Source organism: Halomonas stenophila (genome assembly GCF_014192275.1).
Classification (GTDB): domain Bacteria; phylum Pseudomonadota; class Gammaproteobacteria; order Pseudomonadales; family Halomonadaceae; genus Halomonas; species Halomonas stenophila.
Genome location: NZ_JACHXR010000024.1, coordinates 1 through 13,098, shown reverse-complemented (window position 1 = coordinate 13,098; position 13,098 = coordinate 1). Strand labels below are relative to the sequence as shown.

Here is a 13,098-nt window from a genome sequence, read left to right as displayed (position 1 = left end):
GACTCGCGGACCACCTCGGTGGGCAGCGCGGCGATCCAGCGCTTCCTGCGCCCGGTGTGCTACCAGAACCTGCCCCAGGGCCTGCTGCCCGAGGCACTGCGCGACGGCAACCCCGCCGGCGTCAGCCGCCTGGTCGACGGCAAGCGCGAGGCCTGATCGATGCCGTCATTGCCCAGCCCCCTTCGCGGCAGCTAGCCACCGACCCCACGGGGGTAGTGGATCACGTCATGGAAGCGCACGGGGGGCCCGGCGGGATTGCGATAGCCATGGGGACGGTCCGCGGCGAAGCGCAGCCCCTCCCCCTCGCCGAGACGCTGCCACTGCCCTTCCAGGCACACCTCGAGCGTGCCCTCGACCACCACCAGGTGCTCCACCACCCCCGGGGCATGGGGCGCCGACTCGCTGATCGCCCCGGGGGCCAGGGTGATGACGAACAGCTCGAAGCCGAGCACGGGATCGAAGGGGAACAGCGGCACGACCTGCATGCCCGCGGCGTCCTCGCCCCATGCCGCCCGCCGCTCGGGATGGACCGTCGCCGCCTCGCCGGACGCGTCCGCCGTCGGCGCCAGCAGGCTGGAGAAGGACACGCGGAAGCCGCTGGCGATCTTCCACAGCGTCGCCACGGTGGGGCTCGACTCCCCACGCTCGATCTGGCCGAGCATGGCCTTGCTGACGCCGGTCTCCCGGGCGGTGCGATCCAGACTCCAGCCCTGCTGGCGGCGCAGCCAGCGGAGCCGGTCGGCGATGTGCTGCGAGATCTCCTGCATGCGGCCTGCCTCCTGTGCGGTGCGTGTCGCTACGGTGGGCGCCATTGTACGTGATAACGCACGGTGGTATCGTGCCGCGATCGTGCGCTATAGCGCACAGTCGTTCCCGGGAGCCCTCGATGCCAGCCTCCGACCTGCCGCTTCGCCGTCGCTTCGCCTGCCTGCGCGACGGCAGCCTCTCGACCCTGACCGCGGGCTTCATCGCCGTGCTGATCGGCTACTCGAGCTCGGCGGTGATCATCTTCCAGGCCGCCGAGGCGGCCGGGGCCAGCCAGGCCCAGATCGGCTCCTGGCTGTGGGCGCTGGGCATCGGCGCCGGCCTCACCTCCATCGGCTTCTCGCTGCGCTACCGCATGCCGCTGCTCACCGCCTGGTCGACCCCCGGCGCGGCCCTGCTGGCGACCAGCCTGCCCGGCGTGCCGATGAGCGACGCCATCGGCGCCTTCCTGTTCTCCTCGGCGCTGATCACCCTGTGCGGCGTGACCGGCCTCTTCGAGCGGCTCATGCACCGCCTGCCCCGCGCGCTGGCCTCGGCCATGCTGGCCGGGGTGCTGCTGCGCTTCGGACTCGACCTCTTTTCGACCCTCGAGCACCGGCTGGTGCTGCCGCTGTCGATGTGCCTGGCCTATCTCGTCGGCAAGCGCTGGTGGCCGCGCTATGCCATCCCGCTGGTGCTGGCGACGGGCTGCCTGGTGGCCCAGGCGCAGGGCCTGCTGCACCTCGAGGAGGTGACCCCGCGCCTGGCCCAACCGGTCTTCACCGCGCCGACCTTCTCGGCCTCGGCCCTGATCGGCGTGGGCCTGCCGCTGTTCGTGGTCACCATGGCCTCGCAGAACCTGCCCGGCATCGCCGTCATCCGGGCGGCAGGCTTCTCCCCGCCGGTCTCGCCGCTGATCGGCGGCACCGGCCTGGCCTCCCTGGCGCTCGCGCCCTTCGGCGGCTTCGCCCTCACCCTGGCGGCGATCAGCGCCGCGGTGTGCCTGGGAGCGGAGTCCCACGCCGAGCCGGGGCGGCGCTACACCGCGGGGATCGCGGCCGGCGCGTTCTACCTGCTGCTGGGCCTGTTCGGCGCCACCGTCACCGCCCTGTTCGCGGCCTTTCCCGCCGAGCTGGTGATGGCCATCGCCGGCCTCGCCCTGCTGCCCACCCTGGGGGCCGGCCTGGCCGAGGCCCTGGGCGCAGACGGTCACCGGGACGCCGCCCTGGTCACCTTCCTGGTGACCGCCTCGGGCATCAGTCCCGGCGGCATCGGCGCCGCCTTCTGGGGGCTGGTCGCCGGCCTGGGGGTCATGCTGGCCGGGCACCGCTCCTGACGCCGGGCGTCGCTCCCGGCTTGCTGGCCGTCGCCGAGGCGCTTGGCGTCATGCAAACCAGCTGCTAGGGTCGCCGGCGAGCGCCCTGATCCAGGAGACATGCCCATGACGGCCATCACCTTCACCACCCTGCAGGGGCGGGCGATCGCCCCGCATCTCGAGGCCCTGGCGCGGCTGCGCATCGGGGTCTTCCGCGACTATCCCTACCTCTACGACGGCGACCTGGCCTACGAGGCCGAGTACCTGGATCGCTACGCCCGCAACCCGCGCAGCCTCTTCGTGCTGGCCTTCGACGGCGACACCCTGGTGGGTGCGGCCACCGGCCAGCCACTGGCCGACGAGGTGGACGCGTTCCGCGCCCCCTTCGAGGCCGCCGGCTACCGCCCCGAGTCCGTCTTCTACTATGGCGAGTCGGTGCTGCTGCCCGAGTATCGCGGCCAGGGCATCGGCAAGGCCTTTATGGAGGCCAGGGAAGCACATGCTACCGAGAGCGGATACGCCTGGGCGGCCTTCTGCGCCGTCGAGCGCCCCGACGACCATCCCCGCAAGCCGGCCGACTATCGTCCGCTGCACGGCTTCTGGAATTCCCGGGGCTATAGTCGCACGCCCTCGCTTTCCACTACCTTCGCCTGGAAGGACCTGGACGAGGCCGAGGAGACCGAAAAGCCCATGGTCTTCTGGCTCAAGGCGCTGGAAGCATGAGGCCGGCCGGCGGGCACCCGGTGACGGTGGCCACCGCCCAGTATCCCATCGAGGCCTTCGACGACGTCGAAGGCTTCCGCGTCAAGGCGGCGCGCTGGGTCCAGGACGCCGCGAGCCGCGGCGCCGAGCTGCTGGTCTTCCCCGAGTACGGGGCCATGGAGCTGGCGTCGCTGCTGCCCGAGGCCGAGCGCGGCGACCTGGCGGCCCAGTTGCACGGGCTGCAGCCGCTGCGCGAGGCCTTCGTCGAGACCTGGCGCGCGCTCGCCGTCGCCCATGGCGTGACCCTGCTCGCCCCCTCGCTGCCCTGGCGCCTCGACGACGGCCGCTTCGTCAACCGGGCCTGGCTGTGCGGTCCCGACGGCGGCCTGGGCCATCAGGACAAGCAGGTGATGACCCGCTTCGAGAACGACGACTGGGGCGTGGCCGCCGGCCAGGGGCTGAGGGTCTTCGACACCCCGGTCGGGCGGCTGGGCGTGCTGATCTGCTACGACAGCGAGTTCCCGCTGCTGGCCCGGGCCCTGGTCGAGGCCGGGGCCGAGCTGCTGCTGGTGCCGAGCTGCACGGATACCCGGGCCGGCTACCAGCGGGTGCGCCTCAGCGCCCAGGCCCGCGCCATCGAGCAGCAGGTCGCGGTCATCCAGTCGCCCACCGTCGGCGAGGCGCTGTGGTCGCCGGCGGTGGACATCAACATCGGCTTTGCCGGCGTCTACACGCCCTGCGACCACGGCTTCCCGCCGGACGGGGTGCTGACCCAGGCCCAGGATGCCACCCCGGGCTGGCAGCTGGCCCGCCTGGACCTGGCGCGGATCCGCGCCCTGCGCGAGCACGGCCAGGTCAACAACCACGCCGACTGGGCGCACCAGGCCGCCCGCCTGGCGCCGGGAATCGAGGCCGTGGCGCTGGCGTGAGCCGGCCCAGGGCAATCGCAGTTGGGTGGCGAGGGGCGCCGGGGACAGGTCGTAGAGGGGGTCCTACGCCATGGATGGCGTCGGTAGCGCCCAGGGAGGGGTTCACAGCGCCCCCTCCTAGACCTGTCGACGGATCAGCCCCGAGTGGCAACGCTAACTGAGATAGCCCTGTGAGCCGGCCCCGGCGTTTTGCCGCCACTGGTGCTTGGCCGTACAATGCCCGTCATGTTCCCGCCACCAGGCGCCTGTCGCATCTACCACTGCTGATCTACCGCGAAATCCGTGTTCCTCGCGACGATCGGTCAACCCGACAGGCCCCAGGCGACCCGACCCGCTTCCCCAGACTCTTGCTCGAGGACACCCCGGACCCATGCGCGCCACGCAACTATTGATCTCCACCCTGAAGGAAACCCCCGCCGACGCCGAGGTGATCAGCCACCAGCTGATGCTGCGCGCGGGCATGATCCGCCGCCTGACCTCGGGCCTCTACACCTGGCTGCCGCTGGGCCTCAGGACGCTGCGCAAGGTGGAACGCATCGTCCGCGAGGAGATGGACCGCGCCGGCGCCCAGGAGGTGCTGATGCCCGCCGTCCAGCCGGCGGAGCTGTGGCAGGAGTCCGGTCGCTGGGAGCAGTACGGCCCGGAGCTGTTGCGCCTCAAGGACCGCCACGAGCGCGACTACTGCGTCGGCCCGACCCACGAGGAGGTCATCACCGACCTGGTACGCCGCGAGATCTCCAGCTACAAGCAGCTGCCGTCGAACTTCTACCAGATCCAGACCAAGTTCCGCGACGAGATCCGCCCGCGCTTCGGGGTGATGCGTTCCCGCGAGTTCCTGATGAAGGACGCCTATTCCTTCCATATCGACGAACCCTCGCTGATGGAGACCTACCAGGCCATGTACGATGCCTATGTGCGCATCTTCACCCGCCTGGGCCTCGACTTCCGGCCGGTGATCGCCGACACCGGCGCCATCGGCGGCACCGATTCCCACGAGTTCCACGTGCTGGCCGAGTCCGGCGAGGACGACATCGTCTTCTCCACCGAGTCCGACTACGCCGCCAACATGGAGAAGGCCGAGGCGCTGGCCCCCCAGGGCGAGCGCGCCGCGCCGAGCGAGGCGCTGCGCCTGGTCGACACCCCGGACGCCCGCACCATCGCCACCCTGGTGGAGCAGCACGGCCTGCCCATCGAGAAGACCATCAAGACGCTGATGGTCCGCGCCACCGAGGGCGGCCTGATCGCCCTGCTGGTGCGCGGCGACCACGAGCTCAACGAGGTCAAGGCCGAGAACCTGCCCGAGGTGGCGAGCCCCCTGACCATGGCCACCGAGGAGGAGATCCGCGCGGTGGTGGGCGCCGGCCCCGGCTCGCTGGGCCCGGTGAACCTGGACATGCCGCTCATCATCGACCGCAGCGTGGCGATGATGAGCGACTTCGGCGCCGGCGCCAACATCGACGGGAAGCACTACTTCGGCATCAACTGGGAGCGTGACGTGGCGCTGCCCAGGGTCGCCGACCTGCGCAACGTGGTCGAGGGCGACCCCTCGCCGGACGGCAAGGGCACCCTCGCGATCAAGCGCGGCATCGAGGTCGGCCACGTCTTCCAGCTCGGCCAGAAATACTCCGAGGTGATGAACGCCACCGTCCTCGATGACAACGGCAAGGCCGCGCATCCCTGGATGGGCTGCTATGGTATCGGAGTGACCCGGGTCGTGGCCGCCGCCATCGAACAGAACAACGACGACAGCGGCATCATCTGGCCGGACGCCATCGCGCCCTTCCATGTGACGGTGGTGCCGATGAATGCCCACAAGTCGCAGCGGGTCCGCGAGGAGAGCGAGCGCCTCTACCAGGCGCTGCGTGCCGCCGGCTTCGACGTGCTGCTCGACGATCGCGACCTGCGCCCGGGCGTGCGTTTCGCCGACCAGGAGCTGATGGGCATTCCCCATCGCCTGGTGGTGGGCGACCGGGGACTGGACAAGGGTGAACTGGAATACAAGGGACGCCGTGATACCGACGCCACCATGGTACCCGCCGAGGAGATCCTCGACTTCCTGCGCGAGAAGATCGACGCCTGAGGGACGCCGGCTGGCCGTCGCCCTGCTGGTGACGGCCTGGCTCGCGAGCCCGTCCGCCCTGGCCCAGGGCGAGGCGGGCTTTCTCGCGGCGCTCTCCGCCACGCCGCCGCGCGAGGCGCCCGCCGGCGTCCGCGCCCTGCCCGAGATGCCCGCCTCGCTGCGCACCACCCTGGCCGGCGTGCGCCAGGCGCCGCGCGCGCCCGCGGAGATCTGGGCGGCCCGCCAGTGGGTCCGGGACATGACGCCACGCCTGGCGCGCTACGTGGCCGACGACGCCTACCGCCAGGCCCTGCTGGCCCGTATCCACCAGGAGGCACGCCTCGCGGGGCTGGCCCCGGAGCTGGTGCTGGCGGTCATCCAGGTGGAGAGTGCCTTCCGCGCCGATGCCGTGTCCTCGGCCGGGGCCACCGGCCTGATGCAGATCATGCCGTTCTGGATCCGTGAACTGGGGCTGCCCGCCGACGACCTCAAGGATCCCTGGCGCAACCTGCGCTATGGCTGCACCATCCTCGCCCACTACCTGGCAGTGGAAGGGGGCGACCTGACCCGGGCGCTGGCCCGCTACAACGGCAGCCTGGGCAAGACCTGGTATCCCGAGCGGGTGATGCGTGCCCTCGCCACGCGCTGGTCGCCCACCGGCGGCGGCGCCGTGGAGCGGGCCACCGCCCAGCGCTGACGCTCCCCGGATAAAAAAAGGCCGATCCGGGTGGATCGGCCTAGTGGGGGGAAGCTCCCCCCTCCCCTGACGACTGGTGGAGCGGCTGGCTCAGTGCTTGCCCTTGCGATGGTGGTCGCGAACGATGAACGCGATCCAGCCCCCCATGAAAGCGATCATCATCCCGACGGTGGCCAGCCCGAAGATCACGGCGTCATCCCAGTACATGGTGTGCTCCCCCGTCTCGATGTGTTGAGTGCACTCTAGCGTGACGAGGGGGAACGGGAGCTGACCTGCATCAAGTTTGTCGCCGGCCTCGCCCCTGGAGGCCGGGGTGACTTGACGCAGATCAGATTCGGGCGAGGCCGGCGACGGGATGGGCGGAGAAGAAACGGCTTGACGTGGCCTAGCAATCGGCGGGCGCGATCAGCCCGGCCGTCGACAGCTCGTCGAAGAGCATCGCCACATCGCGGTCCAGCCGAGACCGCTCGACGTCGGGGAAACGCTCGGCCAGCAGCGCCGCCACCTCGGCGCTCGCCAGGGGCTCTAGCCCCAGCAGGCGCCAGATGCCGCCGGCCACGGCGCTGAGCCGGTGGACCCCGCCTTGGGCATCGACCAGGAAGTGCTCCTCGCCCAGCGCATACTCCGTCGCCACCGGCAGGCGACGCCAGGCCGCGTCCGGGTCACCGGCGGCCGGCCGGGCGTCTCGCACCGCCGGGGCCGCCTCGGGACAGGGCTCGTCCGCGGGCGCCCCGGCCAGCCCCGCCGCCACCGCCTCGACGGCCGCCACGGGATCGTCGTAGCGCAGCAAGCGACAGGGCAGGTCGTGCATCATCGGCAACAGCCGCTCGAGCAGGCGGGCGGGATCATGGTCCTCGCCGGCGAGGCTCTGTCCCAGCAGGTGCAGGAGCCCATCGCCGGGGGTGAGTCGGGTCAGGCGCGCGGCCGGCGTGCCGGGCACCCGGTCGAGCATCACGATGGCGCCGATGGGCCGCGCCTCGCCGTGGCCGGCGAGGCGCTCGTCGTCCAGTGCCAGGTAGCGATAGCGATCATCCGAGACGCCGTCATGGTCCGCGATGAAGCCCGCCAGCCCCGACGGCAGGGACGCCGGCAGGGGCAGCCGCAGCCGCGGCGCGATGCCCAGCGCCCGACCCTGCCCGTCGTCGCTCAGCATCAGCACGTCGTCGCCGAAGACCCGATGGCCGGCGGCGGCAAAGGCCGCGCTGAGCAGGCTCTTGCCCGCCCGGTGGGTGGCGGGGAACAGCACCAGCTGCCCCCCGACCTCCACGGCGGCGCAGTGCAGGCCGACCCTCTGCGGCCGGGCCTCGAGGATCAGCGGAATCAGGTCGGCGATCAGGCAGCAGGCCGCCGTGGCCAGGCCGGGCAGCCGCCGGGGGCGCGACCGCCCCGGCACGGCCTGGTAGTAGCAGTCTCCTTCCCGCCATACCGCCAGCTCCCGGGACAGCGCCGTCGGCGCCGGCCAGCGGGCCAGTGGCCAGCCGGGCATGGCCGTGCGCAGGGCCTCGGCGAGTCGCGGGGCATTCTCCAGCCGCACGGTCACCCCGAGCCCCGACGGCTGCAGGGTCTCGATGAGCCGTCCCATCACCAGCGGCTGGGATGGCTGTGGCTGTGCCGACTGTGGCTGTGGCTGTGTCGACTGTGTTTCGAGTGCCGATGGCCGTGGTGGTGATGCTTGTGGTGGCGATGACGGCGATGCTCGCGGTAATCGTCCACATAGCGGCGGTCCCGGGCATCCGGATGGGTCTCGTAGACGATCCGCCAGCGGCCGTCGTCCCAGTCACCGGCCTGGGCCTGGCCCAGGCTGGACAGCGTAGGGGCGGCGTAGGCGGCAACCCCGACCAGGCCGAGGGCGGCCAACAGCTTGCGACGGCGGGGGCAGGTGGCAGCGGTGTCGCTCATGGCGGGCTTCCCTGTATGGCTGAACGATGCCTCCAGCCTACCGCGCGCTCGCCTCGATGCCCCCGTCCCCGCGGCCGTTTCCCCAGTCGCTGCAAATTGACGATCGCGCTGTCGTCCGACGACGACGCCGCGCCGGCGATCAGGGCATCTTCTTGTCTTCCACCTCGTTCGGGGCGGTACCGGGCGGCAGGGGATGCCCCTTGGCCAGCTCCGCGCGAGTGGCCTCGCGGACCTCGAGGACCTCGAGGCGATAGCGCAGGGTATGGCCGGCGAGCGGATGGTTGGTGTCGATCAGCACGCTGTCGTCGCGCACCTCGACCACCGTGACGATCTCCGGGCCATCGTCGCCGGGCGTCTGGAAGCGCATCCCCGGGGCGAGATCGGGCACCGGGAAGGCGCCGCGCCCGACCTCGCGCACCAGGGCCTCGTCACGCAGGCCATAGGCCTCCGCCGGCATCAGGGTGACGCTGAGCTCGGCGCCGCTGGCCTGGCCCTCGAGGGCGCGCTCCAGCCCGGCCATGATATTGCCGTGACCATGCAGGTACTCGAGCGGCGTCTGGCGGGCACGCGAGTCGTCGAGGACGTTGCCGTCCCGGTCGCTGAGCACATAGTGCAGGCTCACGACCCGCTGCGGGGCGATAGTCATGGGAATCTCCAAAAACGGGGAAAGCGGTCAGTCGCGCCGGCGCAGCTGGGCGACGGGCATCTCGAGGCGCTGCTGCTTGTGCAGCATGTTGAGCAGCACGATGGCGCGCTCCTCGCCCTTGTGGCTGGAGAAGACCGCCTGGAGGTCCTTGAAGGGCCCCTCGGTGATCTCCACCGTCTCGCCGGCCCGGAAATAGACGTTGGCCGCGTCCGCGGCGTCCGGGCTGCCATGCTGGCGCAGCGTCTCCACCAGCGCGTCGCTCACCGGCACCGGCAGGTCGACGCCGAAGGTGACGAGCCTCAGCACCCCCCGCGTCGAGCGGATCGGCCGCCAGTTGCTGTCCAGCCGGTCGAGGCGGATGAACAGGTAGTAGGGAAACAGCGGCTCGTTGACCCACTCGAGCTTGCCGCGTCGCTTCTTCTGGACCTGCAGCACCGGGTGGAAGACCTCGTACTCCTGGTTGCCCAGGTGCTCGGCGGCGCGAAAGGACTCGCCGCCCTTGCACTGGATCACGTACCAGCGTGGCACGGCATCGTCGGCATTGCCCAGGGGGATATCGTCGTCACTCATGGCGTTCCTGCTCGAGGTTCTGGCTGGTATCACCGCCGGGGCTCTGCAACAATCGGCACGCATGCCGCCCGTGTCGCGAGTCGCCCGACCGAGGGGGCAATCTTACCATCGATGGCCTCGGCCCGTGGCCCCGTCCGAGGCCCGTGCCGCAAGGAGAGCCTACGCCATGCCGACCCCTTCCGCGCAGCGCAGCTGGCGTGACGCCCTGTCGATCTACCTGCAGGCGCCGGTCCTGACCATGCTGTTCCTGGGCTTCTCGGCGGGCCTGCCCTTCCTGCTGGTGTTCTCCACCCTCTCGGCCTGGCTGCGCAGCGACGGCGTGGAGGTGGCGGCCATCGGCTTCTTCGCCTGGATCGGCATCCTCTACTCGATCAAGTTCTTCTGGGCACCGGTGGTCGACCGCCTGGCGCTGCCCGGGCTGACCCGCGCCCTCGGCCAGCGCCGCGGCTGGATGCTGCTGGCCCAGCTCGCCATCGCCGCCGGCCTGGTGGGGTTATCGAGCCTCGACCCGGTGGGCCACCTGCCGCTGGTCGCCGCCTGCGCCCTGCTGGTGGCCTTCGGCTCGGCCACCCAGGACATCGCCATCGACGCCTTCCGCATCGAGTCGGCCCCCGACGACATGCAGGCGGCCATGGCCTCCACCTACATCATCGGCTACCGCGGCGGCCTGATCGCCGCCGGCGCCGGCGCGCTCTACGTCGCCTCGCTGGTGTCCTGGCAGGCCGCCTACCTGAGCATGGCCGCCCTGGTGGGGGTGGGGGTGGTCACGGTGCTGGTGCGTCCGGAGCCGGCCCGCCTCGCGCTGACCACCCAGCTGATTCACGAGCCCCGGGTTCGCGCCTTCCTGCGGGCCAGTCGCGGCCGCGCGGCCTGGCAGCGGCGCCTGGGGGCCTGGGCCATCGGCGCGGTGGTCTGCCCCTTCACCGACTTCTTCACCCGTCACCGGCGCAAGGCCCTGTGGCTGCTGGTCTTCGTGGCGGTCTTCCGGATCAGCGACCTGGCCATGGCCTCCATGGCCAACCCCCTCTACATCGACCTGGGCTTCAGCCTGGCGACCATCGCCAACGTGACCAACGTCTTCGGCATCGCCATGAGCATCGGCGGGGGGCTCCTCGGCGGGCTGCTGGTGGCGCGCTACGGCATCGGGCCGATCCTGGTGCTGGGGGCGGCGGCCACCGCCCTGACCAACCTGCTGTTCGTCGCCCTGTCGATGGCCGGGGACAACCTGGCCATGCTGGTGACCACCATCGTCGGCGACAACCTCTCCAACGGCCTGGCCAGCGCGGTGTTTATCGCCTTTCTCTCCAGTCTCACGTCCAGGGCCTACACGGCCACCCAGTATGCGCTGTTCTCGTCGCTGATGACCCTGCCGGGCAAGTTCCTCAGCGGCTTCGGCGGCCTGATGGTGGCCGGCCAGGGCTATGCCGGCTTCTTCCTGCTGGCCTCGGCGCTGGGGCTGCCGGCCATCGCCCTGGCGATCTGGATCAGCCGCGATCGCTCGCTGGTGCCGGCCGCCGGGGCCGCCTGAGGGTCACGGGCTCAGGAAAGCTGCTCGTCGAGCCAGCCCAGGGCCCCCGGGGTGACACGCCACTGGTCGCGCATCAGAGTGCGGTACTGCCAGGCCTCGGCCCGGGAGCCGGGCGAGGCGGTGCCGTTGGCCCCGGGGTTCGCCGGTCGCGGGTTGTCGGCACACAGCATGGCCAGGGCGTGGGGGTTGTGGCGACGGGCCTGGGCCAGGACCTCGGCGGCCTCGTCATGCCGACCGAGACGAAACAGCGCCAGCACCCGTCCCATCAGCATGCCCAGCAGGGACGCCTCCTCGTCCGGCCTCTCCACGGCCCGCTCGCTCAGGACCAGCGCCTCGCGGTCGCGCCCCTCGCGGAGCAGCTGGTCGAGCACCAGCTCGCGCAGACCCAGGCTGTCCTCGTCGTCGAGGGTCAGCAGGGTCTCGGCGAGCTCCCGCGAGCGTTGTCGCGCGCCGCGCTCCATGCCCACCACCAGGGCCAGGCCCGTGCGCAGCAGCACGGCGTTGTCCGCCACCTCCCAGCCCAGGGTCGCCTCGCCGACATGGCGTGCCTGGTCCAGCCAGCGTTCCAGGCGGTCGGCCAGGGGCTCGAAGAGGCTCGGCGCCATCCACGGCAGGCTGCCGAAGCGGCTGGTCAGCGCCAGGGCCAGGGACTGCACCACGGCGGGGGCGTCCAGCCATTCCGGGTGCGCGCACAGCGCCGGCAGCCACTCCCCGGCCTGGAGCCAGGGGTCACTGTCGAAGCCCATGGGCGCCTCGCCCTCGACCTGAGCCTGGAAGACCGCCTGGAAGGCCGCGAACAGCGTGTCCTCCCGGGCGCTGCGGTGATAGGCCAGGGCCCCGTCCTCGGTCCGGATGTCGAGCCGCGGGGCGGTGGGCAGCGCCTCGAGCAGCGCCTGCAGGGAGACCAGCGGCTCCGCCAGGTCCTCCTCGGCGTTGAGCAGCTGCTCGGCGAGGGTGGCGCCCGGGTTCTCCGCCAGGTCGGCGAGGAACTGCAACTGCTCGGGCTCCAGGTCGCCCTGCCGGGACAGCCGGCGGAACCAGAAGCGCGAGCGCTCCGCGGCCTCCTCCTCGTGCCCCTCGTGGAGCAGCAGCATGGCCTCGATGTAGGCCAGGGTCGGCGAGTCGGGCAGCGCCTGCTGGGCGCGCACGAAGGCCGCCCGGGCGCTGTCGAGGTCGTCGTTGTCGAGGTGCAGCAGGCAGAGCCGCTCGAGGGCCACGCCGCGCAGGAACAGCGGTCCCCGGTCGAGGACCTCGTCGAGGAGCGCCTCGCGCTTGCGATGGAAGCCGCGCTCCTGGTAGAGGTCGACGAGGATCTCGAAGGCCGGCTCGGCCTGCTCCGGCAGCCGCGACCAGTCGGCGTTCTCGAACAGCGACTCGAGGATCTGCTGGGCCCGGCCACGCTGCCCCGACTCGGCGGCGATCAGGCCCGCCTCGAGCAGCGCCTGGGCCGGCGCCCGGCCGCTGGCCAGGGCCGCCTTGAGGGTGTCGCCCTTCCAGTCGCGCAACGACAGCATCCACATCAGGTGCGAGGGGACGTGACCGGGCAGCGTCACGGCGCCGCAGCATTGCTTGGTCTTGCGCCCGGAATCGCACCAGCAGGGCTCGTTGCGGCCCGGCCGGGCCAGGGCCTCGCAGGCGAAGTCGAGACGCGCCAGGGGCGTCTGCGACCAGAGTTCCGGGGCCAGCGCCTGGGCCAGCGCCAGGTCGCCGCCGACCAGGGCGGGCCCCTCGCTGCGCGCCCAGGCCATCAGCGTCGGATAGCGTTCATCTTCACGAATGGCCGTGAGGGCTCCCGAGGCGAACCCCAGCAGCTGTTCCACCCATACCGCCAGCATTGCCGTCTCCACTACCGGAAAACCGTACAGTCTACCAGCCGACAGGCATGTGGGCAGCCGCTTTCAGGCCAGGGCCCGCGGGCGCGTTAACAATCGCACGCACGTTGCGCCGGAGCCGGTGGTTGTGCAGATCGCGGCGTGAACGACGTGGCTTGGTGGTGCCAAGTGAGTCGT

Annotated in this window: 13 protein-coding genes; 6 read left to right on the top strand and 7 right to left on the bottom strand. The window is 71.3% G+C overall.

Translation table 11 applies throughout. The features are described from left to right. Nucleotides 1-191: 191 nt before the first annotated feature. Complete coding sequence (locus FHR97_RS19935) at nucleotides 192-767, bottom strand: helix-turn-helix domain-containing protein (RefSeq protein WP_183385542.1); 576 nt, start codon at nucleotides 765-767, stop codon at nucleotides 192-194. A 119-nt stretch (nucleotides 768-886) separates the two neighbouring features. On the opposite strand from FHR97_RS19935, the gene FHR97_RS19930 reads away from it, so the two are divergent. The 5 genes from FHR97_RS19930 (at nucleotide 887) to FHR97_RS19910 (ending at nucleotide 6,446) form a co-directional block, all read left to right on the top strand. Continuing rightward, nucleotides 887-2,080 (top strand): benzoate/H(+) symporter BenE family transporter, encoded by a 1,194-nt coding sequence (locus FHR97_RS19930; RefSeq protein ID WP_183385541.1) that lies wholly within the window; start codon nucleotides 887-889, stop codon nucleotides 2,078-2,080. 105 nt (nucleotides 2,081-2,185) lie between these two features. Next, entirely contained in the window at nucleotides 2,186-2,782 is a 597-nt protein-coding gene (locus tag FHR97_RS19925; protein ID WP_183385540.1) for a GNAT family N-acetyltransferase, read from the top strand. Beyond that, nucleotides 2,779-3,690: a carbon-nitrogen hydrolase family protein gene (locus tag FHR97_RS19920; protein WP_183385538.1), complete on the top strand. Its 912-nt coding sequence runs from the start codon at nucleotides 2,779-2,781 to the stop codon at nucleotides 3,688-3,690. Before FHR97_RS19925 ends, FHR97_RS19920 begins: the two co-directional genes overlap by 4 nt. Nucleotides 3,691-4,060: 370 nt before the next feature. Then, complete coding sequence (locus FHR97_RS19915) at nucleotides 4,061-5,770, top strand: proline--tRNA ligase (protein WP_183385536.1); 1,710 nt, start codon at nucleotides 4,061-4,063, stop codon at nucleotides 5,768-5,770. Nucleotides 5,771-5,798: 28 nt separating this feature from the next. After that, complete coding sequence (locus FHR97_RS19910; RefSeq protein WP_343065641.1) at nucleotides 5,799-6,446, top strand: transglycosylase SLT domain-containing protein; 648 nt, start codon at nucleotides 5,799-5,801, stop codon at nucleotides 6,444-6,446. A gap of 90 nt (nucleotides 6,447-6,536) precedes the next feature. On the opposite strand, the gene ccoM is transcribed toward FHR97_RS19910, so the two are convergent. The 5 genes from ccoM to rfaH form a co-directional block, all read right to left on the bottom strand. Next, nucleotides 6,537-6,653, bottom strand: a complete 117-nt coding sequence (gene ccoM, locus FHR97_RS20585; RefSeq protein WP_281380513.1) for a cytochrome c oxidase subunit CcoM — start codon at nucleotides 6,651-6,653, stop codon at nucleotides 6,537-6,539. A gap of 178 nt (nucleotides 6,654-6,831) precedes the next feature. Next, a complete protein-coding gene (locus tag FHR97_RS19905; protein WP_183385534.1) occupies nucleotides 6,832-8,028 on the bottom strand; it encodes a PqqD family peptide modification chaperone in 1,197 nt (398 codons plus the stop codon). Next, nucleotides 8,028-8,345 (bottom strand): hypothetical protein, encoded by a 318-nt coding sequence (locus FHR97_RS19900; RefSeq protein ID WP_183385533.1) that lies wholly within the window; start codon nucleotides 8,343-8,345, stop codon nucleotides 8,028-8,030. The genes FHR97_RS19905 and FHR97_RS19900 overlap by 1 nt, the downstream gene beginning before the upstream one ends. A 139-nt stretch (nucleotides 8,346-8,484) precedes the next feature. After that, nucleotides 8,485-8,991, bottom strand: coding sequence for an FKBP-type peptidyl-prolyl cis-trans isomerase (locus FHR97_RS19895; protein ID WP_183385532.1), 507 nt, complete (start codon nucleotides 8,989-8,991; stop codon nucleotides 8,485-8,487). 27 nt (nucleotides 8,992-9,018) lie between these two features. After that, nucleotides 9,019-9,561 carry a transcription/translation regulatory transformer protein RfaH gene (rfaH, locus tag FHR97_RS19890; protein WP_183385530.1) on the bottom strand — a complete coding sequence of 181 codons (543 nt, stop codon included), beginning with the start codon at nucleotides 9,559-9,561 and terminating at the stop codon, nucleotides 9,019-9,021. 166 nt (nucleotides 9,562-9,727) lie between these two features. Here rfaH and FHR97_RS19885 point away from each other — a divergent pair, with 166 nt between their 5' ends. Next, nucleotides 9,728-11,089: an AmpG family muropeptide MFS transporter gene (locus tag FHR97_RS19885; RefSeq protein ID WP_183385529.1), complete on the top strand. Its 1,362-nt coding sequence runs from the start codon at nucleotides 9,728-9,730 to the stop codon at nucleotides 11,087-11,089. An 11-nt stretch (nucleotides 11,090-11,100) separates the two neighbouring features. Here the strand turns inward: FHR97_RS19885 and FHR97_RS19880 are convergent, their stop codons facing one another. Further along, nucleotides 11,101-12,924, bottom strand: coding sequence for an SEC-C domain-containing protein (locus FHR97_RS19880; protein ID WP_183385527.1), 1,824 nt, complete (start codon nucleotides 12,922-12,924; stop codon nucleotides 11,101-11,103). Between the last annotated feature and the right edge of the window lie 174 nt (nucleotides 12,925-13,098).

Excerpts from the sequence above, each read along its gene's own strand:
- FHR97_RS19935 (WP_183385542.1), bottom strand. The coding sequence starts at position 767 with ATGCAGGAGATCTCGCAGCACATCGCCGACCGGCTCCGCTGGCTGCGC.
- FHR97_RS19930 (WP_183385541.1), top strand. The coding sequence starts at position 887 with ATGCCAGCCTCCGACCTGCCGCTTCGCCGTCGCTTCGCCTGCCTGCGC.
- FHR97_RS19925 (WP_183385540.1), top strand. The coding sequence starts at position 2,186 with ATGACGGCCATCACCTTCACCACCCTGCAGGGGCGGGCGATCGCCCCG.
- FHR97_RS19920 (WP_183385538.1), top strand. The coding sequence starts at position 2,779 with ATGAGGCCGGCCGGCGGGCACCCGGTGACGGTGGCCACCGCCCAGTAT.
- FHR97_RS19915 (WP_183385536.1), top strand. The coding sequence starts at position 4,061 with ATGCGCGCCACGCAACTATTGATCTCCACCCTGAAGGAAACCCCCGCC.
- ccoM (WP_281380513.1), bottom strand. The coding sequence starts at position 6,653 with ATGTACTGGGATGACGCCGTGATCTTCGGGCTGGCCACCGTCGGGATG.
- FHR97_RS19905 (WP_183385534.1), bottom strand. The coding sequence starts at position 8,028 with ATGGGACGGCTCATCGAGACCCTGCAGCCGTCGGGGCTCGGGGTGACC.
- FHR97_RS19900 (WP_183385533.1), bottom strand. The coding sequence starts at position 8,345 with ATGAGCGACACCGCTGCCACCTGCCCCCGCCGTCGCAAGCTGTTGGCC.
- FHR97_RS19895 (WP_183385532.1), bottom strand. The coding sequence starts at position 8,991 with ATGACTATCGCCCCGCAGCGGGTCGTGAGCCTGCACTATGTGCTCAGC.
- rfaH (WP_183385530.1), bottom strand. The coding sequence starts at position 9,561 with ATGAGTGACGACGATATCCCCCTGGGCAATGCCGACGATGCCGTGCCA.
- FHR97_RS19885 (WP_183385529.1), top strand. The coding sequence starts at position 9,728 with ATGCCGACCCCTTCCGCGCAGCGCAGCTGGCGTGACGCCCTGTCGATC.
- FHR97_RS19880 (WP_183385527.1), bottom strand. The coding sequence starts at position 12,924 with ATGCTGGCGGTATGGGTGGAACAGCTGCTGGGGTTCGCCTCGGGAGCC.